General features: G+C 69.0%; 29 protein-coding genes. 24 read left to right on the forward strand and 5 right to left on the reverse strand.

The window, feature by feature from the left end; all coding sequences use genetic code 11:
• The 3 genes from CAP38_RS00005 to CAP38_RS00015 all read left to right on the forward strand — a co-directional run.
• A partial coding sequence (locus CAP38_RS00005) for a flagellin (RefSeq protein ID WP_256924265.1) occupies positions 1-106 on the forward strand: 106 nt, incomplete at its 5' end.
• A gap of 204 nt (positions 107-310) precedes the next feature.
• Complete coding sequence (fliS, locus tag CAP38_RS00010) at positions 311-721, forward strand: flagellar export chaperone FliS (protein ID WP_086118856.1); 411 nt, start codon at positions 311-313, stop codon at positions 719-721.
• A 2-nt stretch (positions 722-723) separates the two neighbouring features.
• Entirely contained in the window at positions 724-1,026 is a 303-nt protein-coding gene (locus CAP38_RS00015; protein ID WP_086118857.1) for a flagellar protein FliT, read from the forward strand.
• Positions 1,027-1,046: 20 nt separating this feature from the next.
• Here the strand turns inward: CAP38_RS00015 and fliE are convergent, their stop codons facing one another.
• Positions 1,047-1,376: a flagellar hook-basal body complex protein FliE gene (gene fliE / locus CAP38_RS00020; RefSeq protein ID WP_086118858.1), complete on the reverse strand. Its 330-nt coding sequence runs from the start codon at positions 1,374-1,376 to the stop codon at positions 1,047-1,049.
• Positions 1,377-1,548: 172 nt separating this feature from the next.
• Here fliE and fliF point away from each other — a divergent pair, with 172 nt between their 5' ends.
• From fliF to fliR, 13 genes are all read left to right on the forward strand, one after another.
• Positions 1,549-3,240: a flagellar basal-body MS-ring/collar protein FliF gene (gene fliF, locus CAP38_RS00025; RefSeq protein ID WP_086118859.1), complete on the forward strand. Its 1,692-nt coding sequence runs from the start codon at positions 1,549-1,551 to the stop codon at positions 3,238-3,240.
• Between the two features lie 18 nt (positions 3,241-3,258).
• On the forward strand, positions 3,259-4,254 hold the full coding sequence (gene fliG / locus CAP38_RS00030; RefSeq protein ID WP_086118860.1) for a flagellar motor switch protein FliG: 996 nt from the start codon (positions 3,259-3,261) through the stop codon (positions 4,252-4,254).
• Positions 4,238-4,969: a flagellar assembly protein FliH gene (locus CAP38_RS00035; RefSeq protein ID WP_086118861.1), complete on the forward strand. Its 732-nt coding sequence runs from the start codon at positions 4,238-4,240 to the stop codon at positions 4,967-4,969. Before fliG ends, CAP38_RS00035 begins: the two co-directional genes overlap by 17 nt.
• The gene (gene fliI, locus CAP38_RS00040; protein ID WP_086118862.1) at positions 4,962-6,425 is read left to right on the forward strand and encodes a flagellar protein export ATPase FliI; all 1,464 of its coding nucleotides are present in this window, start codon (positions 4,962-4,964) and stop codon (positions 6,423-6,425) included. Before CAP38_RS00035 ends, fliI begins: the two co-directional genes overlap by 8 nt.
• Positions 6,422-6,895 (forward strand): flagellar export protein FliJ, encoded by a 474-nt coding sequence (fliJ, locus tag CAP38_RS00045; RefSeq protein ID WP_086118863.1) that lies wholly within the window; start codon positions 6,422-6,424, stop codon positions 6,893-6,895. The genes fliI and fliJ overlap by 4 nt, the downstream gene beginning before the upstream one ends.
• Positions 6,892-8,232 carry a flagellar hook-length control protein FliK gene (locus CAP38_RS00050; RefSeq protein ID WP_086118864.1) on the forward strand — a complete coding sequence of 447 codons (1,341 nt, stop codon included), beginning with the start codon at positions 6,892-6,894 and terminating at the stop codon, positions 8,230-8,232. The genes fliJ and CAP38_RS00050 overlap by 4 nt, the downstream gene beginning before the upstream one ends.
• Before the next feature lie 153 nt (positions 8,233-8,385).
• The gene (gene fliL, locus CAP38_RS00055; RefSeq protein ID WP_086118865.1) at positions 8,386-8,970 is read left to right on the forward strand and encodes a flagellar basal body-associated protein FliL; all 585 of its coding nucleotides are present in this window, start codon (positions 8,386-8,388) and stop codon (positions 8,968-8,970) included.
• Positions 8,971-8,997: 27 nt separating this feature from the next.
• Positions 8,998-10,002: a flagellar motor switch protein FliM gene (gene fliM / locus CAP38_RS00060; protein ID WP_086118866.1), complete on the forward strand. Its 1,005-nt coding sequence runs from the start codon at positions 8,998-9,000 to the stop codon at positions 10,000-10,002.
• Positions 9,992-10,417, forward strand: a complete 426-nt coding sequence (fliN, locus tag CAP38_RS00065) for a flagellar motor switch protein FliN (protein ID WP_086118867.1) — start codon at positions 9,992-9,994, stop codon at positions 10,415-10,417. The genes fliM and fliN overlap by 11 nt, the downstream gene beginning before the upstream one ends.
• On the forward strand, positions 10,414-10,803 hold the full coding sequence (locus tag CAP38_RS00070; RefSeq protein ID WP_086118868.1) for a flagellar biosynthetic protein FliO: 390 nt from the start codon (positions 10,414-10,416) through the stop codon (positions 10,801-10,803). Before fliN ends, CAP38_RS00070 begins: the two co-directional genes overlap by 4 nt.
• Positions 10,790-11,575: a flagellar type III secretion system pore protein FliP gene (gene fliP, locus CAP38_RS00075; RefSeq protein ID WP_143435721.1), complete on the forward strand. Its 786-nt coding sequence runs from the start codon at positions 10,790-10,792 to the stop codon at positions 11,573-11,575. The genes CAP38_RS00070 and fliP overlap by 14 nt, the downstream gene beginning before the upstream one ends.
• Before the next feature lie 19 nt (positions 11,576-11,594).
• Entirely contained in the window at positions 11,595-11,864 is a 270-nt protein-coding gene (gene fliQ / locus CAP38_RS00080) for a flagellar biosynthesis protein FliQ (protein ID WP_086118869.1), read from the forward strand.
• Positions 11,865-11,868: 4 nt separating this feature from the next.
• Complete coding sequence (gene fliR / locus CAP38_RS00085; protein WP_086118870.1) at positions 11,869-12,636, forward strand: flagellar biosynthetic protein FliR; 768 nt, start codon at positions 11,869-11,871, stop codon at positions 12,634-12,636.
• Here fliR and CAP38_RS00090 read toward each other — a convergent pair.
• From CAP38_RS00090 to CAP38_RS00100, 3 genes are all read right to left on the reverse strand, one after another.
• Positions 12,623-14,602, reverse strand: a complete 1,980-nt coding sequence (locus CAP38_RS00090) for a ShET2/EspL2 family type III secretion system effector toxin (RefSeq protein ID WP_086118871.1) — start codon at positions 14,600-14,602, stop codon at positions 12,623-12,625. The genes fliR and CAP38_RS00090 overlap by 14 nt on opposite strands.
• Positions 14,603-14,731: 129 nt before the next feature.
• Entirely contained in the window at positions 14,732-15,361 is a 630-nt protein-coding gene (locus CAP38_RS00095) for a response regulator transcription factor (protein ID WP_086118872.1), read from the reverse strand.
• Positions 15,358-16,464: an ATP-binding protein gene (locus tag CAP38_RS00100; protein ID WP_256924153.1), complete on the reverse strand. Its 1,107-nt coding sequence runs from the start codon at positions 16,462-16,464 to the stop codon at positions 15,358-15,360. Before CAP38_RS00100 ends, CAP38_RS00095 begins: the two co-directional genes overlap by 4 nt.
• A gap of 143 nt (positions 16,465-16,607) precedes the next feature.
• On the opposite strand from CAP38_RS00100, the gene CAP38_RS00105 reads away from it, so the two are divergent.
• Genes CAP38_RS00105 through CAP38_RS00140 form a run of 8 tightly spaced genes read left to right on the forward strand, consistent with a single transcriptional unit; the run spans position 16,608 to position 25,186 of the window.
• Positions 16,608-17,009 carry a hypothetical protein gene (locus CAP38_RS00105; RefSeq protein WP_256924154.1) on the forward strand — a complete coding sequence of 134 codons (402 nt, stop codon included), beginning with the start codon at positions 16,608-16,610 and terminating at the stop codon, positions 17,007-17,009.
• Between the two features lie 60 nt (positions 17,010-17,069).
• Positions 17,070-17,432: a response regulator gene (locus CAP38_RS00110; protein WP_086118875.1), complete on the forward strand. Its 363-nt coding sequence runs from the start codon at positions 17,070-17,072 to the stop codon at positions 17,430-17,432.
• Positions 17,433-17,452: 20 nt separating this feature from the next.
• On the forward strand, positions 17,453-19,654 hold the full coding sequence (locus CAP38_RS00115; protein ID WP_086118876.1) for a chemotaxis protein CheA: 2,202 nt from the start codon (positions 17,453-17,455) through the stop codon (positions 19,652-19,654).
• Positions 19,655-19,706: 52 nt separating this feature from the next.
• Entirely contained in the window at positions 19,707-20,591 is an 885-nt protein-coding gene (locus tag CAP38_RS00120) for a CheR family methyltransferase (RefSeq protein WP_086118877.1), read from the forward strand.
• Positions 20,578-21,240, forward strand: coding sequence for a chemoreceptor glutamine deamidase CheD (gene cheD, locus CAP38_RS00125; protein ID WP_179188406.1), 663 nt, complete (start codon positions 20,578-20,580; stop codon positions 21,238-21,240). Before CAP38_RS00120 ends, cheD begins: the two co-directional genes overlap by 14 nt.
• A gap of 12 nt (positions 21,241-21,252) precedes the next feature.
• Entirely contained in the window at positions 21,253-22,359 is a 1,107-nt protein-coding gene (locus CAP38_RS00130; RefSeq protein ID WP_086118878.1) for a chemotaxis response regulator protein-glutamate methylesterase, read from the forward strand.
• 56 nt (positions 22,360-22,415) lie between these two features.
• A complete protein-coding gene (locus CAP38_RS00135) occupies positions 22,416-22,925 on the forward strand; it encodes a hypothetical protein (RefSeq protein ID WP_086118879.1) in 510 nt (169 codons plus the stop codon).
• On the forward strand, positions 22,922-25,186 hold the full coding sequence (locus CAP38_RS00140) for a sensor histidine kinase (protein ID WP_086118880.1): 2,265 nt from the start codon (positions 22,922-22,924) through the stop codon (positions 25,184-25,186). The genes CAP38_RS00135 and CAP38_RS00140 overlap by 4 nt, the downstream gene beginning before the upstream one ends.
• A 12-nt stretch (positions 25,187-25,198) precedes the next feature.
• On the opposite strand, the gene CAP38_RS00145 is transcribed toward CAP38_RS00140, so the two are convergent.
• Positions 25,199-25,711, reverse strand: coding sequence for a hypothetical protein (locus CAP38_RS00145; protein ID WP_143435722.1), 513 nt, complete (start codon positions 25,709-25,711; stop codon positions 25,199-25,201).
• Positions 25,712-25,720 lie beyond the last annotated feature (9 nt).

Genomic DNA, 25,720 nt, shown 5'->3' on the forward strand with positions numbered 1-25,720 from the left:
GGAAACCTCCTCGCTGTCGCGTGCCCAGATCCTGCAGCAGGCCGGCACCGCCATGGTGGCCCAGGCCAACCAGGCCCCGCAGGGCGTGCTGTCCCTGCTGCGCTGATCTCCTCGTGGCTCCATCCGGGTGCAGGGCGCGCCCGGATCATGGCGGCAGTGTCTTCGGGCGCTGCCGCTTTTTTTCGTCCGCAAGCCGCCTGAACAGTGTTCGAAAAGGGGTGTGAAACCGGCTGTTTCCGGGGCGTAGCAGCCCTACAGTCCGCGCGCCGATGGCCGATACATGAAACATCAAGCACAAGGAACCGACGCCATGTACACCCCCGTCAGCACCCGATCCGCCTCCGCCTACAAGCGCGTTGCCGTCGACACCGGCGTGCAGTCGGCCGACCCGCACCAGCTGGTGGGCATGCTGTACGACGGCCTGCTGCAGAGCCTGCACCTGGCGCGCGGCGCCATGGCCCGCCAGGACGTGGCGGCCAAGGGTGCCGCACTGATCAAGGCCATCCGCATCCTCGAAGAAGGCCTGAAGGCCGGCCTGAACCCGGCCGAGGGCGGCGAGCTGGCGCAGAACCTGCGCGCCCTCTACGACTACAGCGTCAAGCGCCTGACCGAAGCCAATCTGCGCAACGACGACGCCGCCGTGGCCGAGATCGTGGCGCTGATCGAACCCCTGGCCCAGTCCTGGAAGGACATCCGCGCCCAGGTGGTCAAGGGAGCCTGAGCATGGAACACGGACTGCTGGACTACTACAAGGCCATCGAGCGCACCAGCCGCGAAATGCTGGAAGCGGCCCAACAGGAAAACTGGGATCAGGTGGTGCGCCTGGAAGGCGCCTGTGCGGTGCTGATCGAGCAGCTGCGCTACCGCTCGCGCAGCCTGCAGCTGGCCCCCCAGGAGCGCAAGGAAAAGGCGCTGATCATGCAGCGCATCCTGCGCACCGATGCCGAGATCCGGCACCTGGCCGAGCCCTGGCTGCAGGACCTGGCCCAGCTCTTCCACAAGAGCAGCCCGGCGCCGATGCACTGAGGCACCAGCGCATGGCCTGCTCAGACGCTCATGTTCATGATGTCGGTGTAGGCCTGCACCATGCGGTTGCGCACATGCAGCGTGGCCTGGAAACCGATCTGGGCCTTCTGCATGGCCAGCATGGTCTCTTCCAGGCTGACCTTGGGGTCGCCCATCTGGACCCGGGTCTGCAGGCTCGATGCCTCGTTCTGGGCCTTGCTGACTTCGCGCAGCGCGCTCTTGAAGCTCTCGGCCACACCGCCGCCGGCGCCGGTGGCACCCAGACTTCCGGCACCGGCTGACTTGCCGGCGGAAAGCGGTTTCAGACCGCCGAGGGTCTGGCTGGAGAGGGGAGAGAGTCGGACGTCCATGGCATGTTCCTTCCGCAAAAGGGAATGCACCGACTCTAGGGAAACGGCCTGCGGCGCGTGGCCGGAATAAGGGGCCAAAGCCGGGGCTTTTCGCCGCTATGGCGCAGGGGGTGGAACTCCATACTCGGTCGCAACGGGGAATGTCTCCCCGATCGATTGCACCCACCCTGCCATGAGCACCACCGTTGCCGAATTGGACATCCAGCCCGCACGCCGCAGCGCGTTCGGCGAGGGGCTGTCCCGCATGGACAACAACCAGAAGATCAAGCTCGGCCTGGGCGCCGTGGCCCTGCTGGCCCTGGCCCTGGCCGCCTTCTTCATGGGCCGCCAGCCGGACTGGAAGGTCCTCTACAGCAACCTGGGCGACAAGGACGGCGGCGCCATCGTGGCGCAGCTCTCGCAGATGAACGTGCCCTACCGCCACGCCGAGGGCGGCGGCGCCATCATGGTGCCGGCCGACAAGGTGCACGACACCCGGCTGCGCCTGGCCTCGCAGGGCCTGCCCAAGGGTTCGGTCAACGGCTTCGAGCTGATGGAGAGCAACCGCTTCGGCATGACCCAGTTCCAGGAGCGCCTGACCTTCCAGCGCGGCCTGGAGGGCGAACTGACCCGCTCCATCCAGTCGCTGTCCTCGGTGCAGAACGCCCGGGTGCACCTGGCCCTGCCGAACCAGAACGGCTTCTTCCGCGAGCAGCAGAAGGCCAGCGCCTCGGTGCTGCTGACCCTGCACCCCGGCCGCACGCTCGACCGCGCCCAGGTGGCCGGCATCGTGCACCTGGTGGCCAGCAGCGTGCCGGAGATGAATCCCAAGGCCGTGAGCATCGTGGACGACGCCGGCAACCTGCTGTCGGCCCCGCCGGATGCCGCCGGCCAGGCCCAGGGTGCCGACGTGCAGAAGCTGCAGTACGTGACCCAGATCGAACAGCTGCACACCCGCCGCATCCTGGACATGCTCGAACCCCTGGTGGGCGCCGGCAACGTCAAGGCGCAGGTGACAGCGGACGTGGACTTCTCGCTGGTGGAGTCCACCTCCGAGCAGCATGCCCCCAACCAGGGTGGCGCCCCCAGCGCCGTGCGCAGCCAGCAGCTGGTGGAGGACGGCACCGGCGCCTCCAGCCAGCCCTCCGGCGTGCCCGGCGCCGTGAGCAACCAGCCGCCAGCCCCCAGCGCCGCGCCCATCAACGGCGCAGCCGCTCCGGTGGGCGTGAACCCGCAGGGCGCCGCCAGCACCGACAAGGGCTCGATGCGCCGCGAGTCCACCGTGAACTACGAGGTGGACAAGACGGTGAAGGTGGTGCGCGAGGCCACCGGCACGGTGCGCCGCCTGAGCGCCGCCGTGGTGGTGAACCACCGCACCTCGGTCAACCCGCAGGGCAAGGCCGTGACCCAGCCCATCCCGCCCGAGCAGCTCGAGCAGATGACCGCCCTGGTGCGCGAGACCATCGGCTTCAACAAGGAGCGCGGCGACTCGGTCAACCTGGTGAACGCCGCCTTCAACGCCGTCAAGCCACCGGAAGCCGAGGACCTGCCGCTGTGGAAGCAGCCCGAGATGATCGACCTGGCCCGCAGCCTGGCCTGGCCGGCCGGCATGGTGGCCGTGGCCCTGCTGGTGCTGCTGGGTCTGGTGCGCCCGGTGCTCAAGCAGATGAAGAACCCCGCGCCGCGCCTGACGCCGCTGGAAGCCCAGCCGCTCAACGCCGTGCTCAATGACACACCGGAGCGCCCGGGCCTGCCGATGCCGGCGACCGAGGAAATCACGGCCGAACAGCAGCGCCTGGCCGATGCCAAGCGGCTGGCGCTGGAGAACCCGGCGGCGGTGGCCAACATCGTCAAGGGTTGGGTCAACGGCGAATCGCCGGCCTGACGCGCAGAGGAACCACACATGGAAGACCAGGGAATCCAGGACGCAGCCATCTTCCTCATGTCGCTGGGCGAAGAGGAAGCGGCCGAGGTGTTCAAGCACCTCAGCCCGAAGGAAGTGCAGAAGCTGGGCGAGACCATCGCCAAGACCCGCGCGGTGTCGCACGACCGGGTCGATCAGGTGATGCAGCGGTTTGCCACCGAAGCCTCGTCGCAGAGCCTGCTGGTGAGCGACACCGACAACTACGTGCGCTCGGTGCTCAAGCGGGCCCTGGGGGACGACAAGGCCTCGCTGCTGATCGACCGCATCCTGCAGGGCGGGGATGTCTCGGGCATCGAGAGCCTGAAGTGGATGGACCCGCTGTCGATTGCCGAACTGCTGCGCAACGAGCATCCGCAGATCGTGGCCGCCATCCTGGTGCACCTGGAGGCCGACCAGACGGCGGGCGTGCTCAAGAACTTCAGCGAACGCACCCGCAACGAGGTGATGCTGCGCATCGCCACGCTGGAGGGCATCCAGCCCACCGCGCTCAAAGACCTCAACGAGGTGCTCTACAAGGTGCTGGCCGGCGGCGACAAGATCCGCAAGACCAGCATGGGCGGCGTGAAGACCGCGGCCGAGATCATCAACATGATGGGCACCCAGATCGAGGGCTCGGTGATCGAGTCGATCCGGGGCTTCGACCCGGACCTGGCCCAGAAGATCATGGACAAGATGTTCACCTTCGAGGACCTGCTCAAGCTCGACGGCAAGTCGATCCAGCTGGTGCTCAAGGAAGTGGCCACCGACCAACTGGTGGTGGCGCTCAAGGGTGCCAGCACCGAGCTGCGCGAACTGGTGCTGGGCAACATGTCCAGCCGGGCCGCCGAGGCGCTGCGCGAGGACCTGGAGTCGCGCGGCCCGGTGCGCCTGTCGGAGGTGGAGACGCAGCAGAAGGACATCCTCAAGGTGGTGCGTCGCCTGTCCGACGAAGGCCAGATCATGATCGGCGGAGGCGAAGATGAAGCCTTTGTCTGAACGCATCGCCGCCATGGAGGCGCAGGCCGCCAAGCCGGCCGGCAGCGTGCACTCGCGCTTCATCCCGCGCGAGGAGATCGACGGCGTGGCCGCCTGGCAGTTCGACGCGGTGGACGGCAGCCAGCCCGCCGCGAGCACCGACAACGGTCCGGGCATCAGCGAGGACGCGCTGCACGAGCTCCGCCAGCAGGCCTATGCCGAGGGCTTTGCCCACGGCCATGACGCCGGCAGCCAGGAGGTGCGCGATGCGCTGGAGGCACCGCTGCGCCACCAGGCCGAAGAAGCCGGCGTGCGCCTGGCCCAGATGCTGCAGAGCACCCGCAACAGCCTGATCCGCAGCGAGCAGCAGATCTCGCAGCACATCCTGGAGCTGGCCTGCGACCTGGCGCGCCAGGTGGTGCGCCGCGAACTGCAGGCCGATCACGCGGCCCTCAAGCCGGTGATCGACGAGGCCCTGCGCGAACTCATCATCGACGGCCTGCCCGCCACCGTGCGCCTGAACCCGGCCGACCTGCAGGCCATGGGCGGCGCCCTGCGCGAGACCCTGGCCAGCCCGGTGCCCGAGCTGGTGGCCGACCCCTCCATCAGCCCCGGCGGCTGCGTGGTCGAGACCGCGGCCACCTCGGTGGACGCCACGGTGGAGAAACGCTGGGCCCGCGCCGTGGGCAACCTCGGCATGAACGTGCCCTGGGACCCGGAGAACGCCGATGTCTGATTCCATCCTGCCCGACCTGGACGGCCCCAACCACTGGGACCGCTACATGGAAGACCTGCGGGCCCATGCCTCGGTGCCGACGTCGCTGGAGGTCAGCGGTACCCTCACCCGCCTGGCCGGGCTGGTGCTCGAGGCGGTGGGCCTGAAGGTGCCGGTGGGTTCGCAGTGCCTGATCGGCAACGGCCAGAAGACGCCGGTGCTGGCCGAGGTGGTGGGCTTCTCCAACGACCGCGCTTACCTCATGCCGGCCGGCGATGTGCACGGCCTCTCGAGCGGGGCCAGCGTGACCCCGCTGCCGCCCTACCGTGCCGTGCCCCGGCTGGGTCAGGAGAACCGTCCGCCGTCGGCCGACGACCGCGGCACCCTGCAGCTGCCCATGGGCCGTGGCCTGCTGGGCCGGGTGGTGGATGCGCACGGCCACCCGCTCGACCACATGGGTCCCATCGTCGATGTGGACATCGCCCCCATGGACCGGGCGCCGCTGAACGCCATGGACCGTGACCCGGTGCGCGAACCGCTGGACACCGGCGTGCGCGCCATCAATGCCCTGCTCACCGTGGGGCGCGGCCAGCGCATCGGCCTCTTCGCCGGCTCGGGCGTGGGCAAGTCGGTGCTGCTGGGCATGATGGCCCGTTACACCAAGGCCGACGTGATCGTGGTGGGCCTCATCGGCGAACGTGGCCGCGAGGTCAAGGAATTCATCGAGGACATCCTGGGCGACGACGGCCGGGCCCGCTCGGTGGTGGTCGCGGCGCCGGCCGACGCCCCCCCGCTGGTGCGCATGCAGGGCGCGGCCTACGCCACCGCCATTGCCGAACGCTTCCGCGACGACGGCCTGCACGTGCTGCTGCTGATGGATTCGCTCACCCGCTATGCCATGGCCCAGCGCGAGATCGCCCTGGCCATCGGCGAGCCGCCGGCCACCAAGGGTTATCCGCCCAGCTGCTTTGCCCGCCTGCCCCAGCTGGTGGAGCGCAGCGGCAACGGCCTCAACGGCGTGGGCTCCATCACCGCGTTCTACACCGTGCTGTCCGAGGGCGACGACCAGCAGGACCCGATCGCCGATGCGGCACGCGCCATCCTGGACGGTCACATCGTGCTCTCGCGGACCCTGGCCGAATCGGGCCACTACCCCGCCATCGACGTGGAGGCCTCGGCCTCCCGGGTGATGCACAACGTGGCCAGCCGAACCCACCTGGAGGCCGCACGCCGCTTCCGCAGCGCGTACTCGCGCTACCAGAAGACCCGCGACCTGATCCAGCTCGGTGCCTATGTGCCGGGCTCCGACCCCGAGACCGACCAGGCCATCGCCCTGTACCCCGCCCTGCAGCGTTTCCTGCAGCAGGGCATGCACGAAGCGGCCACCCTGGGCGACAGCCTGCAGGGCCTGCAGCACGCCCTGACACCCCCGGCCCGGACCCAGCAACGCCCCAACCCTGAAGGCAGGACCTCATGAGCCGCATACAGACACTGACCAAAGTGGTGGAACTGGCCGAACAGCGCCGCGACGAGGCGCTGTCCGAACATGCCCGCCGCGTGCGTGACCTGCAGATGGCCCAGGAGCAGATGGACCAGCTGCAGGGTTACGTGCTGGAAGCGCAGGCCCGCTGGGCCCAGCGCGGCAGCCAGGGCGTGGACGTGACCCTGCTGCTGCACCACCGCCAGTTCATGCAGAAGATCCACCACGCCATCGAATTCCAGACCGGCGTGATCGCCGACAAGCAGGCCCGCATCGACCAGGCCCTGGCCGATCTGCAGACCGCCGAGCGCGAGCTCGCCGGCCTGCGCCGCTTCACCGAGAAGCAGATCGAGGTGCTGCAGAAGCAGGTCCAGCGCCAGGAACAGAAAGCCAGCGACGAAATGGCCCTCAACGTGTACCTGCGTCAGCAGGTGGCACTCGCCCAGGCCGCAGGAGCACGCCCATGAGCCACACCTCAGCCACCGGCGGCAGCCCGTCCACCGCAGCGGTGCAGAACACCCAGAACACGCAGAACGCCCACCACCCGAACAAGCCGCGCCAGGGTGGCGAAGCGGGAGCCGACCTCTTCTCCAGCCTGCTCTCGCTGCTGGCCAGCACCACGCAGCCCGAGGCCGATGTCCGTGCCGACACCCCCCTGGCCGACGGCAACGCGCCGACGGCGTCCGACGCCCCGCAGGACAACCCGCTGGCCGGACTGCTGGCCAACCTGCCCGGCTGGATGCCACCCAACCTGAAGGGCGCCGCCACGAACGCCGGAGCCGAGCCGGTCGACCGCGCAGGCGCCGGCCCGACCCTGACCCCGCCCGGCAAGACCGATGGCGCCACCCCCCTCACGGCCGAGGCCCGCGCCCTGCTGCAGCCGCTGGAGCCCGGTGCCGCCCGCGAGCGCGGCCTGGAAGCCCGGGTGGAACGCAGCCTGACCAGCGACAAGGCCCGTGCGTCGATGGCCACGGCCGGCCTCTCCGCCCAAGGGGTGCACGCCGGCAGCACCGGCCGGGGCAACGAACAGGCGCCCGGCCTGACCTGGGTGCGCGCCGGTGGCGCCGGCGAGACCGCCGCCCAGGCCCTGGCCAGCTCGCGCCCCACCGTGGCCCTGGACGAACGCTTTGCCGGCGCAGCGGCGCCGACCTGGAGTGCGGTGGCGCGGCGGGAAGCCACGGCGGGCAGCGATGAACTCCGCCCGGGCGAGGCCCTGGGTCTGCGCAGCGCCAGCGGCACCGCCTCGACCGACGCCGGCCCCGGCATCGGAGCGGCCGGCGCGGGCAGCGCCACCAGCGGCGACGGCAGCCTGGGAAGCGACGCCGGCCAGGGCGGCAGCAGCGCCAGCGGCAGCGACACCCCGCGCGAGGACAGCGCCCAGCCCTGGGCCGCTGCCACCGAAGAGACCGAAGTCACCCACTGGGGTGCCGGCCATGTGCGCCACGCCAGCCTGCGCGTGGGCGGCGAAGGCGACGACGCCATCGACATCCGGCTGCAGATGCAGGGCCAGGAGGTGCAGGTGGGTTTTGCCACCGACGATGCCCAGACCCGCGAACTGCTGCGCGAGCAGGCCCCCCAGGTGCTGGGCGAGCTGCTGGGGCGCAGCGGGGTGGAGCTGGGCAGCGTGTCGGTGGGTGCGCAGGGTCAGCCCGGCCAGAACGCCGGTTCGGGGGCATCGGCCGAGCGCTCCGGCGCCACCGAGCGGGCCAGCCGTGCGGGCCGCACCGAGGCCGCTGCGGCCCCGGCCCTGGCGCCTCTGCAGCCCCGCACCGACGGCAACCGCCCGCTGGACGTGTTCGCCTGAGCGCCCGGGCAGGTGCCGGACGCACCGCCGGCATGGCAGCGGATTGAGGCGTTTTTCCCCGGTTTATCCGGCGACCGGTCGATGGGGGGGGCACCCACAATGCCTTTCATGCCCCACCCCCTGAGGGCCCCACCGACCTGAGCGAGAAACACCATGTCTGCCGCTGCCGCCTCCGCCTCCGACGCTCCCGAAGCGCCCAAGAAAAAGAGCAAGAAGCTGCTGTTCATCATCATCGGCGTGCTCGTCCTGGGCCTGGCCGGTGCGGGCGGTGCCTTCTACATCATGAAGAAGAACGCCGCCGCGGCCGAAGGTGCGGACGAGGAAGAGGATGCACCGGCCAAGGTGCACAAGGTCGACCCCAAGCACGCACCCACCTTCCTGCCGCTGGACAACATGGTGGTCAACCTGGCCGACCCCGGGGGCAACCGCTTCATCCAGGTGGGTCTGACGCTGCAGCTGCAGGACGCCGCCACCGGCGAGGCGGTCAAGGCCTTCATGCCCAGCATCCGCAGCCAGATCCTGCTGCTGCTCTCGCAGCGCACCGCCGACGAGGTGCTGCAGGTGCAGGGCAAGGAAAAGCTGTCGGCCGACATCATTGCGGCCGTCTCGGAAACCATGGGCTATCCGGTGCCGGAGGCCGAAGACCACGCGGCCGACGGCAAGCCGAAGAAGAAGCGCAAGAAGGCCGAGCCCAGCCCGCTGCAGGGCGTGCTGTTCTCCAGCTTCATCGTCCAGTAAACCGCACCAGAAACACCGGGGACCCCCATGTCCGAATCGTTTCTCTCCCAGGAAGAAGTCGACGCGCTGCTCGAAGGCGTGACCGGCGAGAGCCAGAAGCTGGAGAAGGAAGACACGCCCACCGACGGCGTGCGCACCTACAACCTTTCCAGCCAGGAGCGCATCGTCCGCGGCCGCATGCCGACGATGGAGATCGTCAACGAGCGCTTCTCCCGCAACCTGCGTCTGGGCCTGTTCAACTTCATCCGCCGCAGCCCGGAGATCTCGGTCGGCGCGGTGCAGGTGCAGAAGTACAGCGCCTTCCTGCGCGAGCTGGTGGTGCCGACCAACTTCAACATCATGGCCATCCGTCCGTTGCGCGGCAACGGCCTGGTGGTGTGCGAGCCGACCCTGCTGTTCGGCGTGATCGACAGCCTGTTCGGCGGCAACGGCAAGTTCCACACCCGCATCGAGGGCCGGGACTTCTCGCCCACCGAGCAGCGCGTGATCAACCGCCTGGTGGAGGTGGTGAGCGAGGAATACAAGAAGGCCTGGCGCGGCGTGTACCCGATCGAGCTGGCCTACCAGCGCTCGGAAATGCAGCCGCAGTTCGCCACCATCGCCACGCCGAGCGAGATCGTGGTGTCCACCAGCTTCACACTGGAGATCGGCGACATCTCGGGCTCACTGCACATCTGCATTCCCTACGCCACGCTGGAGCCGATCCGCGACGTGCTGTATTCCAGCGTGCAGGGCGACGCCATCGAGGTCGACCGCCGCTGGGTCAAGCTGCTGAGCCACGAGATCCAGGCCGCCGAAGTCACGATGGTCGCGGAGCTGGCCCAGACCGAGGCCACGGTGGAACAGCTGCTGGCCATGCAGGTGGGCGACTTCATCGAGCTCGACCGCAGCCCCTCCATCACCGCCCATGTGGACGGGGTTCCCATCTTCGAGTGCCAGTACGGCACCCACAAAGGCAAATATGCGCTGCGCGTGGAACGCAACCTGCGCGGCATCGACATGAACTGGCTGGGAGATTCCTATGTCAACTGACACCACCAACCAAGACGCCATCGCCGACGAATGGGCGCAGGCCCTGGAAGAGCAGGCGGCCACGCCGTCGGCCGACGGCGCACCGGCCTTCGACAGCCACCCGGCCATCACCGCCGAAGCCGCCGCCGCCAGCACCGCCGGCAACGCCATGTCCGACATCCAGCGGGTGCTCGACATCCCGGTGCAGCTGTCGGTGGAACTGGGCCGCACGCGCGTGCCCATCAAGTACATCCTGCAGCTGGCCCAGGGCTCCATCGTCGAGCTCGACGCCCTGGCCGGCGAACCCATGGACGTGCTGGTCAACGGCTACCTGATCGCCCAGGGCGAGGTGGTGGTGGTGAACGACAAGTTCGGCATCCGCCTGACCGACATCGTCACCCCGTCCGAGCGCATGCGCCGCGTCAGCCGCACATGAACCCGATGCTGCAGAACGCCCTGCCCGCCGTGCTGCTGCTGGCCATCATGGTCGGCATCGCACTGGCCCTGAAGTGGGCCCGTGGCCGGGTTCCGGGTCTTCCCGGGCTGCCCGGCGCCAGCGCTGCCCGGGGCCCGTCGCTGCAGCTGCTCACCAGCCTGTCGGTGGGGCCGCAGCAGCGCGTGATCACGGTGCAGGTGGACGATGGCCAGAACCGCACCTGCCTGGTGCTCGGCGTGGCGGCCGGCAGCATCACCGCACTGCACAGCCTGCCCATGCCCGCCACGCCGGCCACCGAAGCCCCAGCCGCCACGCCGCTTCCCGGCGGCTTTGCCGCCCGGCTGGCCCAGCTCACCGGTCGCAAGGATGCCCATGGTCCGCAGTGAATGGCTCTCCCGCGCCGGCGTGCGCGCCCTCGCCCTGCTGCTGGCACTCATGCTGCTGAGCCTGGGCGCCTGGGCACAGGCGCCCATCGCCACACCGCAGGGCCCCTCGCTGCCGCTGATGGTGGGACAGGGAGGCGGCAACAGCTTCTCGGTGCCGATCCAGACACTGCTGTTCTTCACCGCACTGTCCTTCCTGCCGGCCGTGCTGCTGCTGATGACCGGCTTCACCCGCATCGTCATCGTGCTGTCGCTGCTGCGCCAGGCGCTGGGCACCCAGGCCTCGCCACCCAACCAGGTGATCGTGGGCCTGTCGCTGTTCCTGACCCTGTTCGTGATGGGTCCCACGCTGGACAAGGTGTACGCCGATGCCTACGGCCCCTACTCGCGCAACGAGATCAGCTTCGAGGTGGCCCTGGAGCGCGGTCAGGCGCCCATGCGCGAGTTCATGCTCAAGCAGACCCGCCAGTCCGACTTCGAGCTCTTCGCCCGGCTGGCCAAGCTGCCGAACGACGTGACCGCCGCGAACGCACCGTTCCGGGTGCTGGTGCCGGCCTTCGTCACCAGCGAACTGAAAACGGCGTTCCAGATCGGCTTCATGATCTTCATCCCCTTCCTGGTCATCGACCTGGTGGTGGCCAGCGTGCTCATGTCGCTGGGCATGATGATGCTGTCGCCGGTGCTGGTGGCCCTTCCCTTCAAGCTCATGCTGTTCGTGCTGGCCGATGGCTGGAACCTGCTGCTGGGCTCGCTGGCGGCCTCGTTCGCCACCTGACCTCACCGATCGGAACACCATGGACCCCCAAGCCGCCCTCACCCTGGGCCAGAACGCCCTCTTCCTGCTGCTCATGGTCTCGGCGCCGGTGCTGGCCGTGGTGCTGGCGGTGGGCCTGGTCATCAGCCTGTTCCAGGCCATCACCCAGATCCACGAGGCCACGCTGTCCTTCGTGCCCAAGCTGATCGCGGCGATTGCGGTGTTCGCGATTGCCGGGCCGTGGATGATGACCACGCTGGTGGAGTTCATCCGCAACACCATCCTGGCCATCCCCAACTACGCGATCTGACGCCGTGCCCACGTTCACCGAAGCGCAGATCATGGCCGTGGTCAGCCCGGTGTTCTGGCCGTTCCTGCGCATCCTGGCGGTGTTCTCGAGTGCGCCGGTGTTCTCCTCCCGCTCGGTGCCGGTGCGCACCCGCGTGGCCCTGGCCATGCTGGTGGCGTTGTGTGCCCAGGCCGGCCTGCCCGAACAGCCGGTGATCGGCCTGACCGACCCGGGCGCATTCGCCGCCGTGGTGCAGCAGGTGGTGGTGGGTCTGGCCATCGGGCTGGCGGTGCGCATCGTGTTCGCCTCGGTGGAGCTGGCCGGCGAACTCATCGGCCTGCAGATGGGCCTGAACTTTGCGGGCTTCTTTGACCCGGCCACCAGCTCGCAGTCGAGTGCCGTGGGCCGCTTCTTCGGCAACATGACCATGCTGCTGTTCGTCGTGATGGGGGGCCACCTGATGCTGCTGCAGGCGGTGATCGCCAGCTTCGAGACCTTCCCGCTGGGCGGCAACGCCATCGAATCGGTCAACCGGCTGCAGCTGCACGAGCTGGGCGCGGTGGTGTTCCGCTACGGTCTGTGGATCGCGCTGCCCATGATCGGCATGCTGATGTTCATCAACACCGTGCTGGGCTTCATCTCGCGGGTGGCGCCGCAGATGAACGCCTTTGCCATCGGCTTCCCGCTCACGCTCTCGGCCGGTCTGGTGGGCATCGCCTTCACCCTGCCCATGCTGGGCACGCCGGTGGCCGCCCTGCTCAAGCTCGCCACCGACCTGTTCATGGGCGGTTGACGACCACCCCGGGCAGGTCCCGCTCGCGCAGCCCCAGCGTGCGCAGGCCGGCCGCCCACACCGCCAGCACATCGGCATGGCCGCGCTCGCGCGCCAGCTGCAGGCCGCAGCGGTCCTCGCCGCCACAGCGGCGCCGCGTCTGCAGCACATCGACCACATCGCCGATCCCCAGCCGTCCGTCATCGAGCAGGCCGCGCAGCCCGAGCATCCAGGCCGACAAGGCGGCACTGCGACCTTCGGCCAGCACCTCGTGCAAGGGCGCGCTGCAGCCCCTGACCGTGGGCAGCGGTGGCGGGCACAGCACGGCGACATGCTCGGCCGGGGTCAGCGGCAGGCGACGCAAGGCCTGCATGAACAGCGGCAGGCGCCCGGGCTGTCCGGTCAGCAGCCGGTGCAGGACCCGCTCCGGCCGTTCGCCCTCCGGACCAAAGGCCCGCACCAGGGTGAGCACCAGGGTCAGCCCGTGCAACCCCAGATCCTGCAGGACGCCCAGGTAGGCCTTGAGGGCGGCCGGCTGCATGGGCGAGCGCATCAGCAGCGAATGGCCCTGGCGGTCGCGCGCCTCCAGGAACGCCAGCGTCAGGGCCAGATCGCCGCGCCGGGCATGCTGGCGCAGCAGCGCCGCACGCCAGCGGTCGTGGCGTCCGGCCTTGAAGAGCTGACCAATGCACGACGGGGCGAGCAGGCCGTCGCCGGACATCCAGTCCTCGTGCACGTCACCGCTGCCGGGCAGGGGGGTCGCCCGCAGGCACGGCTGCCCGCCCGGGCCGAAGGCCAGGTGGGGGCTGACCGGATACAGACGCCACAGCGGATCGGTCACGCCGGGTGCATGGGCGCGCGGACCGGGCCAGACGTCCCGCTGCAGGCCGCCCAGCCGCAGGTGCTGCAGCTCTCGGCGGTCGTGCGCGAACCACTCCAGGTGGACCGTGGTGTGGTCCGGGTCGTACAGGCGCACCACCCAGCGCGGCACCGCCGGCCCGCCCTGCGCATGCACCTCGGTCTCGATGGCCAGCTCCAGCGCCATGGCATGGTGCAACGACCCGAGCCAGTAGTGGCTGCAGCTGCGGCCCTCGGCCGCCATGCGGTCCATGCGCGCCTGCAGCCATTCGCCGCTGCGCGAATCGGCCACCAGATGCACCGGACGGGATTCATGCCGCAGCAGGACCTTGAGCGCCTGGGCGGCGTCGGCACGGGCCAGCAGGGCGTCGGGGCTGGCCATGGCGCGGTAGTCGAAGGCATCGGGCGAGGCCTCGCCCGAGCGGACCCGGTCCCGGTGCTCCATGCGCTCACGCAGCCAGATGCAGACCAGATCCACGCAGGCCAGCGGGCGGCCGGCCGGGGTACGCACCCGCTGGTTGAGGTTCAGGCGCTCGTCCACCCCGGGCCCGGGATCGGGGTGCACCCGCACCGTCTCGGGCACGGCGGCCCGGGCATGCAGCCGTCGGCAGGTGGTCACCGCCGGCGCATGGACATGGATGTCCAGATCGAACGGACCGGGCTCGATCCAGGAGGTGGCCCGGGCCGGCAGATCGATGCGGCGCAGCCGATGGTCCCCCAGCATGCGCACCTGCCGCAGGCGGGTCAGCGGGCGCAGATCCAGTGAGCCGGCCTCGCAGTCCACCAGTTCCAGCCGCTCCAGACGGGGCAAGGCTGTCAGCCAGGCCGGCAGGTGCCGCACCCGGGCCAACCGGACCCCGTGCACCGCCATGCCCTGTTCGGTGGCCAGCGCGGCGTGCCATTTCAACCAGACCGGCTGCAGCAGCATGACCAGACCGATCGGCCAGGCCGTGAGGTCCAGCACGGGCTGGGCTTGCAGCAGACGGTCCAGGCACTGCTGCCACAGCCGCCGGGCCTGTGGGTCGCGGAAAGGATGGCCGCGCACCGCCTCCAGCAGGATCGCCAGCCGCTGATGGGCGGTGGGCACGGCACCGACAAAACCGGAACGGGGGTGGCGGGTGATGGTCATGGCACATGGCGGTAGCCTGAGGTGCCGATGGGTGGCAGGGCGTTGCCGCCGGTTCACCACCGGCCCGCCGTTGACCGGGGCGGGCGCCGGAAGGAAGCAGACCGGGCACGGACGGTGCCCGGCAGGGCGTCAGACCAGTCCGTTGCGGATGGCGTAGACCGTGAGTTCGGCGTTGTTGGTGAGGTGCAGCTTTTCCAGCACCCGGGCCCGGTACACGCTGACCGTCTTGGGGCTGAGCATGAGTTCCTCGGCGATGTCGGAGAGCTTGCGGCCCGAGGCGATCTTCTGCAGCGTCTGCAGCTCGCGTTCGGACAGGCTGGCGTGCAGCTCCTCGGTCTCGGGCGCGTTGAGGGTGTCCACCAGCATTTCGGCCACGGCCGGCGTGACGTACTTGCGCCCCTGCATCACCACCCGGATGGCCTGCACCAGCTCGGCCGGATCACCGGCCTTGTTGAGGTAGCCGCGCGCGCCGGCCCGCAGGCAGCGGATGGCGTACTGGTCTTCCGGGTACATGGAGACCACCAGCGTCTTGACCGGCGAGCCTTCCTCCTTGAGTGCGGCCAGCACCTCCAGGCCCCCGCGGCCGGGCATGTTGAGGTCGAGCACCAGCACGTCGCAGGGCGACTTGCGCATGAGCTCGCGCAGCTCGGGATAACTGCCGGCCTCGCCCACCACCTGGATGTCCACCGCCTCGGCAATGGTGTCCCGGATGCCGCGGCGCACCACGGCATGGTCGTCACACAGAATCACCTTGATCATGCTGCTCCCTGTTCTGCATCGGCCAGATCGGTCGCCGACGGCAGCGGCACCGACAGGATGACCGAGGTGCCACCCGGCGACGAGCTGATGTCCAGCCAGCCGCCCACCTGCGCCGCCCGCTCGCGCAGACCGAGCAGTCCGAAGGATTTGGACTTGCGCAGCGCATCGCTGTGCAGGCCGGTCCCGTTGTCGCTGACTTCCACCGTGAGCACGCCTTCGCGGTCGCTGAGGTCGATGTCGACCGCCGTGGCCTGGGCATGCTTGATGACGTTGGTGAGCGCTTCCTGCGCCGTGCGATAGGCCACCAGCTGCAGGTGGCGCGGCACATCGATGGTCTCGGCCGACTTGCGCAGCACCACGCGGATGCCGGTGCGGCGCTCGAAGCCGCTGGCCAGCCACTGCACCGCCGCCACCAGCCCCTGGTCGAGGATGGGCGGACGCAGGTTGAGCATGATGCGCTGGCTGGCGTCCAGGGCATGCTGGAGCATCTCCAGCGCCGCCGACACGTGGGCCTGCATGTCGGGGTCGGTGGCGCGGCGGCCGACCCAGGCCAGGTCGAGCTTGACCGCCGCCAGCGCGCCGCCGATGTCGTCGTGGATCTCGCGGGCGATGCCGGCCCGCTCCTGTTCGATGCTGGTCTGCAGGTGCTCGGCCAGTTCGGCGATGCGCCGGCGCGACTCGGCCAGCTCGGCATCGGCCCGGGCCTTGGCCCGCCGGGTCTGTGACATTTCCAGCGCCCGCTCGATCACGTGCGAGAGCCGGTGCATGCTGTCCTTGAGCAGGTAGTCGCTCACGCCCTTGTGCATGGCCTCCACCGCGGCGGCCTCGCCGATGGCACCGGAGAGGATGACGAAGGGCAGGTCCGGGCGCAGCTCCCGGGCCACGTCCCAGGCGTCCAGCCCGGTGAAGCCGGGCAGGTGGTAGTCGGCCAGCACCATGTCGAAACGGTCCTGGACAAGCTCACGCCGGAACTCGTCCATGGTGTCCACCAGCACGAGCTCGGTGGCCAGCTTGCTGCGCTGCAGCGCGAACTTCACCAGCGCGTGGTCGACGCGGGAGTCCTCGAGGTGAAGGATGCGGACCGGAGGGGTGTCGGTGGTCACGGGTGGAAAAGGCTCTGAATTCGGCCCGTTTTCAGCCGATAAGGGGTTTCGAGGCTGTTGAAAATTGTAATACCCCCACCCCATCGAACCACCCGACGACCATGGACCCCCAACCGACGATGCCCCCGCCGCCGTCCGTATCGATGCCGGTCGCTCTGGTGGCCGACGTGCAGGACGCCCTGCTGATGGTGATGACCGACCTCCAGCGCCTCGAAGGCCTGCTCGATCACGCCACCGCCAACCTGCTGGATCGTTTCAACCGCGCGGACGCCGCACTGGGCGCACTGGAAGCACCCCAGACCGCCGAGCTGGTCCGCATCCGCCAGAACCTCAACCAGGCCGTGACCGAGCTGCAGTTCCACGACATGGCCACCCAGCTGCTGGTGCACACCGGCCAGATGCTCAAGTCGTGCGCCTGGCGGCTGGGCGCCGAAGTGATCGATGCCGAGGAGGACGAGGTGCCCCTCAAGCTCGACCCGATGCCCGGGCGGCCCAGCCCGGTGACCCAGAACGAGATGGATGCCGGGTCCATCGAGCTTTTCTGACGCTTGCCCATTCAAGCCCTCGCCCCAGCAGTCGATAACAGACGAAACACGGAGTCCCCCATGCGATCCATTCTTGCCGTAGACGACTCGGCTTCCATGCGAAAAATGGTGTCATTCACCCTGACCGGCGCGGGCTACCACGTGGTGGAAGCGGTGGATGGACAGGACGCCTACGAGAAGGCGCAGAACCACACCATCGACCTGGTGCTGACGGACCAGAACATGCCCGGGCTGGACGGCCTGACGCTGACGCGCAAGCTGCGGGAGCACCCGCGCTTCAAGACCATCCCGATCCTGATCCTGACCACCGAGTCCAGCGACCTGATGAAGCAGGCCGGACGCAACGCCGGTGCCACCGGCTGGCTGGTCAAGCCTTTCGACCCGGCCCGGCTGATCGAAGTGATCGAAAAGGTCATCCGCTGAGTGCGGGCAAGGAGCAACCCATGGGTGAACTGATGAACGAGGGCCAGAACCTCGGCAACGATTTCGACCTGACCCAGTTCTATGCCATCTTCTTCGAGGAAGCCGGCGAGAACCTGGACCAGATGGAGCAGATGCTGCTGGCGGTGGACGTCAACGCCGCCGACGACGAAGAGCTCAATGCCATCTTCCGCTGCGCCCACTCCATCAAGGGCGGTGCCGCCACCTTCGGCTTTGCCGACGTGGCCGAGCTCACCCACCAGATGGAGTCGCTGCTGGACAAGCTGCGCCGCCACGAGCTCAAGCCCACCGCCGCCATGGTGGACGTGCTGCTGGAGTCTTCGGACGCGCTGCGCGGCCTGCTCGGCCGGCACCAGACCGGCGGCGGCGAAGGACCGTCCAACCAGGAGCTGGTGGCCCGCATCTACGCCCTGGCCAACGGCGGTGACGCCGCCCTGCCGCCGGAACTGCCGGCCCCGCCCGTCACGCCCGTGGTCGCGCCGGCACCGGTGGTGCAGGCCGTGGCCGAGCTGGTGACCGACCCGGCCCTGTCCGCGCCGCTCACGCCGGCCGGCATGCCGGCGGCCCGCCCCTCGCAGGGCGAACGGCAGCTCGACATCCAGATCGGCCCGCTGTCCAGCCTGTCGCTGGCCGACGGCATTGCCGAACTGTTCCGCGACATCCCGGGCCTGGGCCAGATCGAACGCGAATCGGTCCAGGGCGGCACCCACCGCACCTTCCATGTCCGCACCAGCGCCAGCGATGCGGACCTGATGGACCTGTTCACCTTCCACGTGGGCAAGGACCAGATCCGCATCGACGCCGCCGGCGGCACCGCGCCGGTCGCCCCCGCAGCAGCGGCCGCTCCTGCCGACTTCGGGTTCTTCGAAGGCGCCCCCGGCGTGCCTGCGAGTGCGCAGGCCCCGGCGGGTGCGCCTGCCACCGTGCCCGATGCCGCCGGCAGCGCGCCGAAGGCGGCAGACACTGCGCCGTCCGCCGGCAGCACCGCTGCGGCAGCCGCAGCCAAGCCGGACAACCGCACCGGCGCCGCGGCCGGTCTGGAATCGACCACCCTGCGCGTGTCGGTGAGCAAGGTGGATCAGCTCATCAACCTGGTGGGCGAGCTCGTCATCACCCAGGCCATGCTGGCCCAGAAGAGCCGCGACCTGGAGCCCAGCGTGAACCAGGCGCTGCTGGCCGGCCTGGCCGACCTGGACCGCAACACCCGCGACCTGCAGGAAGCGGTCATGTCGATCCGCATGATCCCCATGTCGGTGGTGTTCAACCGCTTCCCACGCATGCTGCGCGACCTGGCCAGCAAGCTGGGCAAGAAGGTGGAGCTGGTCACCCACGGCGAGGCGACCGAACTCGACAAGGGCCTGGTGGAGAAGATCACCGATCCCCTGACCCACCTGATCCGCAACAGCTGCGACCATGGCATCGAACTGCCGGCCGACCGCCGCGCCAAGGGCAAGAACGAGACCGGCACCATCACCCTGTCGGCCACCCACCAGGGCGGCAGCATCCTGATCGAGGTGCGCGACGACGGCCGTGGCCTGTCGCGCGAGAAGCTGCTGACCAAGGCGCGCGAGAAGGGCATCGACGCGCCGGACTCGATGTCCGACGCCGAGGTCTGGGGCCTGATCTTCGCCCCGGGCTTCTCCACCGCCGCCGAGGTGACCGATGTGTCGGGCCGCGGTGTGGGCATGGACGTGGTCAAGAAGAACATCACCGCCCTGGGCGGCACGGTGGAGATCGACTCCGCCGAGGGCTACGGCATGCGCGTCTCGGTGCGCCTGCCGCTGACCCTGGCCATCATGGACGGCATGTCGGTGCGGGTCAGCGAGGAGGTCTACATCCTGCCGCTGGCCAGCGTCATCGAGTCGTTCCAGATCAAGCCGGCCGACATCAACACCGTGGCGCAGGGCGCCCGCGTGGTGAAGGTGCGGGAGGAATACATGCCGGTGATCGAGCTGGAGCAGGTGTTCCACGTGCCGCGCTTCGAGCACAACGGCAACAGCCCGATCATGGTGGTGGTGGAAGCCGACGGCTCCCGCGTGGCCCTGATGGTCGACGAACTGCTGGGCCAGCAGCAGGTGGTCATCAAGAACCTGGAGTCGAACTACCGCAAGGTGCCCAACGTGTCGGGCGCCACCATCCTGGGCGACGGCAAGGTGGCCCTGATCCTGGATACCTCGGGACTGGTCCGCCGCTCGCGCCACTGAGTCCCCCGACCCGTCATCACCGGGGCCTGGCCCCGGACTTTGAAAGTCTCCGATGCTGCTGCAGACCACCTCCACCCGGCGCCCGGCGGCCCCACCGGCCCCTCGCGCGCCGGCCGGCGCCGACGGTCCGCTGGCCGAAGGACGCGAATTCGTCTGGTCGGACAGCGATTTCACCCGCATCAAGGCGCTGATCTACCGGCACGCGGGCATCAGCCTGCACGACGGCAAGCACGCCATGGTCTACAGCCGGGTGTCGCGCCGGCTGCGCGATACCGGGCACAGCAGCTTCAAGAGCTACCTGGACTGGCTGGAGAACCACGACGGTCCGGAATGGCAGGAGTTCGTCAACGCGCTGACCACCAACCTCACCGCGTTCTTCCGCGAGTCGCACCACTTCGACATCCTGTCCAGCCTGCTGGCCGAGCGCCGCACGCACGACTGGAAGATCTGGTGCTCGGCCGCCTCCACCGGCGAGGAGCCCTACTCGATCGCCATGACCTGCGCCGAGGTGCTGGGCACGACCGGCCACTACGACATCCTCAACAGCGACATCGACACCAAGGTGCTGCAGACGGCGCAGCGCGGGGTGTACAAGGCCGACGCCAAGGGGCTGTCGCCGGAACGCCTGCAGCGCTTCTTCCTGCGCGGCAAGGGCGCCAATGCGGGACTCATGCGGGTCAAGCCCGAACTGCAGAAGCACCTGCGGTTCCAGACGGTCAACCTGATCCAGGAGCTGCCGCTGCGCGATGCCTTCGACGTGGTGTTCTGCCGCAACGTGATGATCTATTTCGATGCGCCCACCCAGCGCGCCGTGCTGGAACGCATCCACCGGGTGATGAAGCCCGGGGGCATGCTGTTCGTGGGCCATGCCGAGAACTTCAGCGACGCACGCAACCTGTTCGTGCTGCGCGGAAAGACCGTCTATGAACGCCTCTGACGCCGGTCTGATCAAGCGGCCGGTCGCCACCGACCGGTCGCGCCTGGACGCCCTGAAGGCGCGCAAGCCCCGTCCGGGCGAGGCCAGCTTCTTCTACCGCGACCACCACTTCAAGCAGGACGCGGTGAAGGTGCTGCCGGGCGAGTACTACGTGACCGGCGACGACATCGTCATCATGACGGTGCTGGGTTCCTGCATCGCCGCCTGCATCTACGACGCGCGCGCCCGGGTGGGCGGCATGAACCATTTCATGCTGCCCGAAGGGGGTGCCGATTCCGGCGGCCGCTACGGGTCGTATGCCATGGAACTGCTGATCAACGAGATGATGAAGCTCGGCGCCCGGCGCGAGACCATGCAGGCCAAGGTGTTCGGCGGCGGCCAGGTGATGCACACCTTCACCACCATGAACGTGGGCGAACGCAACACCAAGTTCGTGCTGGACTACCTGCAGACCGAACGCATTGCCGTGGTGTCCAAGGACGTGCTGGACATCCATCCGCGCAAGGTGGTGTTCTTCCCGGCCACCGGCAAGGCCATGGTCAAGCGCCTGGCCCATTCGCACCCGGAGACCCTGGAAACCCAGGAGCGCAAGGGCAACGCTGCCGTGGTGGTGTCGACCACGGCCGGCGGCTCGATCGATCTTTTCTGACGGAGATTACCCATGGCCAAGATCCGCGTCGTGGTGGTGGACGATTCGGCGCTGGTCCGAAGCCTGCTGACCGAAATCATCAACCGCCAGCCCGACATGACCTGTGTCGGCGCCGCTGCCGACCCGCTGGTGGCCCGCGAGATGATCCGCGAGACCAGCCCGGACGTCATCACGCTGGACGTGGAAATGCCGCGCATGGACGGGCTGGAGTTCCTCTCGCGCCTGATGCGCCTGCGCCCGATGCCGGTGGTGATGGTCTCCACCCTCACCGAGCAGGGCGCCGAGATCACGCTGCGGGCGCTGGAGATGGGCGCGGTCGACTTCGTGGCCAAGCCCCGCATCGGCGTGTCGGCCGGCCTGCAGGAACTGGCCGGCGACATCGTCGACAAGATCCGGGTGGCCGCTGCCGCCCACGTGCGCCGCCTGGCACCGACGCCGGCGGGCAACACCCGCGTGCCGAACGCCACACCGGCGGCCTCCGCGCCGGCCGAACCGGCCCGTGCCCCCTTGCCGCGGCTGTCCACCGAGAAGATCATCTGCATCGGCGCATCCACCGGCGGCACCGAGGCCATCCGGGAGGTGCTGACCCCCATGCCTGCCGACGCCCCCGCCATCGTCATCACCCAGCACATGCCCGCCGGATTCACCACCAGCTTCGCCAACCGGCTGGACTCCCTGTGCAAGATCCGGGTCCAGGAAGCCCGCGACGGGCAGCGCATCCTGCCCGGCCATGCGTACATCGCACCGGGGGGCCGTCACCTGCGCATCGACCGCAGCGGCTCCAACTATGTGGCGGTGGTGGAAGACACCGAACCGGTCAACCGGCACCGACCCTCGGTCGAGGTCTTGTTCCGCTCGGCCGCCCGCATCCTCGGACCGAATGCCATCGGCATCATGCTCACCGGCATGGGCGGCGACGGCGCCGCAGCCATGCGCGAGATGAAGGACGCCGGCAGCTACAACTATGTGCAGGACGAGGCCTCCTGCGTGGTGTTCGGGATGCCACGCATGGCCATCCAGCACGGTGCCGCGCACGAGGTGCTGCCGCTGGGGCAGATTGCGCCGGCCGTGCTCACCCGCCTGGCCAGCGCCCCGGCCGGGGTGCGGCACCGCATCTGAGCCCCAAAGCGTTACATTCATCCCCTGCCCCCGCCCTGTTTCCCGAAGGTTCTGCCATGGACATGTTTCGCCGCTTCGTCTCCCTGTGCCTGCTGTCCGCCGTCCTGCCGGCGATGGCCCAGACCAAACCCCTGCCGGAGCCCAAAGGTCGGGCCATCCTCACGGTGAGCGGCAAGATCGGGGTGAAGAACCGGGCGGACATGGCGGCCTTCGACATGGCCATGCTCGAAGCCCTGCCCCAGCACAGCTTCACCACCCGCACCCCCTGGTACGACCGGCCGGTGAAGTTCACCGGCCCCCTGCTGTCCGATGTGCTGGACGCGGTGCAGGCCAGCGGCTCGACCATCAGCGCCGTGGCCATCAACGACTACAAGATCGCCATCCCGGCCGACGACACCCGCAAGTTCAAGGTGGTCATGGCCCGCCTGATCGACGACAAGCCGATCTCCATCCGCGACAAGGGCCCGCTGTTCATCGTCTACCCCTTCGACAGCGCCGCCGAGCTGCGCTCCTCCACCTACTACGAGCGCTCCATCTGGCAACTCAAGGCCATGGAGATTCAATGAACAGCGAGCCCACCGGGCTGGCCCGCTGGCGAACCGGCCAGTGGCTGCTGGCCATCGGCGCCGTCCTGCTGATCACGCTGACGCCGCTGACCTGGATCCAGTGGAAGCAGTTCCGGCTCATGGAGTCGGCCAACCGCAACCAGGTGGATGCGCTCATGTGGCAGGCCTACCAGCTCGAACGCGAGTTCGGCCGCCTGGGCTACACCCTGCATGCCTCCCTTGACGAGCCCCACGCGCCCGACATGGCAGGCGAGCTGCAGGAGCGCTACGAGGTGTTCGTCAGCCGCATCGGTCTGCTCACCGAACTGCCCCGGCGCGACCTGCTGGAAGGCACCCCGGCCTACGACGACGGCATCGGCAAGGCCCGCGAGTTCGTGCAGCGGGCCGATCCACTGTTTGCCGATCCGGATGCGCTGATGCGCGACAAGGCGGCCCGACTGGCCCTCACCCTGGAAGTGGAGCAGCTCACGCCCAGGTTCGGCGAGCTCACCCGCGAGGCCAACCGGGCCACCGCCCGACTGTTCGATGAACGCAACCAGCTGCTGCACCAGCAGAGCCTGCTGGTGATCGGCCTGGCTGCAGCCCAGACCGCCCTGCTGCTGATTTTCCTGGGGCTGCTGCTGCGCGAGGTGCGCCGCAAGCAGGCCCAGAACAACCACCTGCGCCAGCTCGGGCGGGAACTGATGGTGGCCCGCGACCAGGCCGAAGCGGCCAACCAGGCCAAGAGCGTGTTCCTGGCCAACATGAGCCACGAGATCCGCACCCCGTTCCAGGGTGTGCTGGGCATGCTCAACCTGCTGGAGGAAAGCGCGCTGGACAACCGGCAACGCGACTACGTCGAAACCGCACGCGATTCGGCCCAGCACCTGCTGGGCGTGATCAACGACATCCTGGACGTGTCGTCCATGGAAACCGGCACCCTGCGGCTGGCGCCGGCCCCGGTGGAGGTCGCCTCCATGCTGCACGATGTGGAAGGCCTGATGCAGGTGACCGCCCAGGAGAAGGGCCTGGAACTGCTCATCGAGACCGACCCGTCCGTGCCCGCCTGGGTCATGGCCGATGCCACACGGGTGCGCCAGATCCTGTTCAACCTGATCAGCAACGCACTCAAGTTCACGACCCGGGGCAGGGTCCATGTGCGGATCGACACGCTGCCGCAGCGGCCGGGCATCGTGCGCATCGAGGTCAGCGACACCGGCATGGGCATGGACGCCGCGACCCTGGCCCAGCTGTTCACCCGCTTTTACCAGGCCGACAACTCGCTGCGCCGGCGCATCGGCGGCACCGGTCTGGGGCTGGAGATCTCGCGCAACCTGGCGCGGCTCATGGGGGGCGACATCGAGGTGGTGAGCACGCCCGGCGAGGGCTCCACCTTCACCGTGACCCTGCAGCTGCCGGCCGCCGAGGCGCCGACCGATGTCGTCGACAGCCGCACCAGCGTGCTCACCTCACGCCGCCTCAAGGTGCTGGTGGCCGAAGACCACCCGATCAACCTGAAGTACATCCACATCCTGCTGGAGCAGATGGGGCACGACGCGGTCTTCTGCGAGAACGGTCAGGAAGCCCTGGAACTGTTGCAGCGCGAGCCCTTCGACGTGGTGCTGCTCGACTACCACATGCCGGTGCTCGACGGCCTGGCCACCACCCAGGCGGTACGCGCCTCGGACGGCCCCAACCGCGACGTGAAGATCATTCTGGTCACCGCCGACGTGGTGAACGACACCCGGCGCCGGGCCCAGGAGGTGGGCGTCAACGAGTTCACCACCAAGCCCCTGCAGGCCTCCGACCTGCGCCGTGCCCTCATCCGTTGTGGCCTGATCGACCCGGCCATCGAACCGGACGACGCCACTGCAGCCCCTGCCACGATGCCGGAAGAATCCCTGATGCTGCGCATGGACCAGTTGCCCGAGGAGCTGTTCGACCGCGAGTCGTACGCCGAGATCCGCTCCATGATGCCGGCCGACACGCTCGACGAGTTGCTGGGCACCCTGTTCGATCCGCCGATCGGCACCGTGCCGGTGCTGCTCGCCGCACTCGACCAGGGTGAAGCGGCCGAGATCGCCTATCAGGCCCACAAGCTCAAGGGCACGTCCATGCTGATGGGATTCCGGGCCATCGTGGCCACGGCCGCCTGGATGGAGCGGCTGGCCAACGAAGGGCTGGCGGCCGACGCCGTGGCCCTCAAGCCGCAGCTGGAAGAGGATGTGCGCCGCACCCGGGAAGCCATCGACCGGCTGGAGCCGGTCCAGCAGACCGACTGACCGGGCACAGGCTCACACCCGCCGGCTGATGATCTGGCCGGTCTGCCCGGCCGCCGGATTCAGGGACGCTTCGTCATAGAGGCTGGCGGCGCGCGACGCGCCTTGGGGACCGGCCACATCCTTCTCGCCCAGGGCCTGCTCCACCACCGCGGCGCTGGCGTCCCACGCATCCACCAGGGCCTGACGAAGGCGTTCGATGGCTTCGCGGTCAGCCTGCTCGCGGGCCTCGCGGGCTTCCTGTTCGGCTTTCTGCTGCTCGGCCTTGGCCTGAACCTCGGCCACGGTCGCGGCAATGCCGCTGCCGTTGCGGTCGGCCGCTGCGGAGGTGGCCGGCGTCGATCCATCGGTGACCGGATCGCCCGGTCCACGGCGCCGGGACCGGGCGGGCTCCTCGTCGGAGCCGGCGGCAGTCACCGACCCCACCGGCGCCACCGGCGTCACCGCGGCCACCGGCCGGGCAGGACCGATCAGCGGTGTGCTGGCGCCCGGCCAGCTGGCCGGCGCCGTGGTTGAAATCTGGATCATGGTCGGTTC

Source organism: Hydrogenophaga sp. IBVHS2, from assembly GCF_002127215.1.
Classification (GTDB): Bacteria; Pseudomonadota; Gammaproteobacteria; order Burkholderiales; family Burkholderiaceae_C; genus Hydrogenophaga.

Bases quoted from the DNA above. Each gene is read 5' to 3' on its own strand.
- fliS (WP_086118856.1), top strand. From the start codon at position 311: ATGTACACCCCCGTCAGCACCCGATCCGCCTCCGCCTACAAGCGCGTT.
- CAP38_RS00015 (WP_086118857.1), top strand. From the start codon at position 724: ATGGAACACGGACTGCTGGACTACTACAAGGCCATCGAGCGCACCAGC.
- fliE (WP_086118858.1), bottom strand. From the start codon at position 1,376: ATGGACGTCCGACTCTCTCCCCTCTCCAGCCAGACCCTCGGCGGTCTG.
- fliF (WP_086118859.1), top strand. From the start codon at position 1,549: ATGAGCACCACCGTTGCCGAATTGGACATCCAGCCCGCACGCCGCAGC.
- fliG (WP_086118860.1), top strand. From the start codon at position 3,259: ATGGAAGACCAGGGAATCCAGGACGCAGCCATCTTCCTCATGTCGCTG.
- CAP38_RS00035 (WP_086118861.1), top strand. From the start codon at position 4,238: ATGAAGCCTTTGTCTGAACGCATCGCCGCCATGGAGGCGCAGGCCGCC.
- fliI (WP_086118862.1), top strand. From the start codon at position 4,962: ATGTCTGATTCCATCCTGCCCGACCTGGACGGCCCCAACCACTGGGAC.
- fliJ (WP_086118863.1), top strand. From the start codon at position 6,422: ATGAGCCGCATACAGACACTGACCAAAGTGGTGGAACTGGCCGAACAG.
- CAP38_RS00050 (WP_086118864.1), top strand. From the start codon at position 6,892: ATGAGCCACACCTCAGCCACCGGCGGCAGCCCGTCCACCGCAGCGGTG.
- fliL (WP_086118865.1), top strand. From the start codon at position 8,386: ATGTCTGCCGCTGCCGCCTCCGCCTCCGACGCTCCCGAAGCGCCCAAG.
- fliM (WP_086118866.1), top strand. From the start codon at position 8,998: ATGTCCGAATCGTTTCTCTCCCAGGAAGAAGTCGACGCGCTGCTCGAA.
- fliN (WP_086118867.1), top strand. From the start codon at position 9,992: ATGTCAACTGACACCACCAACCAAGACGCCATCGCCGACGAATGGGCG.
- CAP38_RS00070 (WP_086118868.1), top strand. From the start codon at position 10,414: ATGAACCCGATGCTGCAGAACGCCCTGCCCGCCGTGCTGCTGCTGGCC.
- fliP (WP_143435721.1), top strand. From the start codon at position 10,790: ATGGTCCGCAGTGAATGGCTCTCCCGCGCCGGCGTGCGCGCCCTCGCC.
- fliQ (WP_086118869.1), top strand. From the start codon at position 11,595: ATGGACCCCCAAGCCGCCCTCACCCTGGGCCAGAACGCCCTCTTCCTG.
- CAP38_RS00090 (WP_086118871.1), bottom strand. From the start codon at position 14,602: ATGACCATCACCCGCCACCCCCGTTCCGGTTTTGTCGGTGCCGTGCCC.
- CAP38_RS00095 (WP_086118872.1), bottom strand. From the start codon at position 15,361: ATGATCAAGGTGATTCTGTGTGACGACCATGCCGTGGTGCGCCGCGGC.
- CAP38_RS00105 (WP_256924154.1), top strand. From the start codon at position 16,608: ATGCCGGTCGCTCTGGTGGCCGACGTGCAGGACGCCCTGCTGATGGTG.
- CAP38_RS00110 (WP_086118875.1), top strand. From the start codon at position 17,070: ATGCGATCCATTCTTGCCGTAGACGACTCGGCTTCCATGCGAAAAATG.
- CAP38_RS00115 (WP_086118876.1), top strand. From the start codon at position 17,453: ATGGGTGAACTGATGAACGAGGGCCAGAACCTCGGCAACGATTTCGAC.
- CAP38_RS00120 (WP_086118877.1), top strand. From the start codon at position 19,707: ATGCTGCTGCAGACCACCTCCACCCGGCGCCCGGCGGCCCCACCGGCC.
- cheD (WP_179188406.1), top strand. From the start codon at position 20,578: ATGAACGCCTCTGACGCCGGTCTGATCAAGCGGCCGGTCGCCACCGAC.
- CAP38_RS00130 (WP_086118878.1), top strand. From the start codon at position 21,253: ATGGCCAAGATCCGCGTCGTGGTGGTGGACGATTCGGCGCTGGTCCGA.
- CAP38_RS00135 (WP_086118879.1), top strand. From the start codon at position 22,416: ATGGACATGTTTCGCCGCTTCGTCTCCCTGTGCCTGCTGTCCGCCGTC.
- CAP38_RS00140 (WP_086118880.1), top strand. From the start codon at position 22,922: ATGAACAGCGAGCCCACCGGGCTGGCCCGCTGGCGAACCGGCCAGTGG.
- CAP38_RS00145 (WP_143435722.1), bottom strand. From the start codon at position 25,711: ATGATCCAGATTTCAACCACGGCGCCGGCCAGCTGGCCGGGCGCCAGC.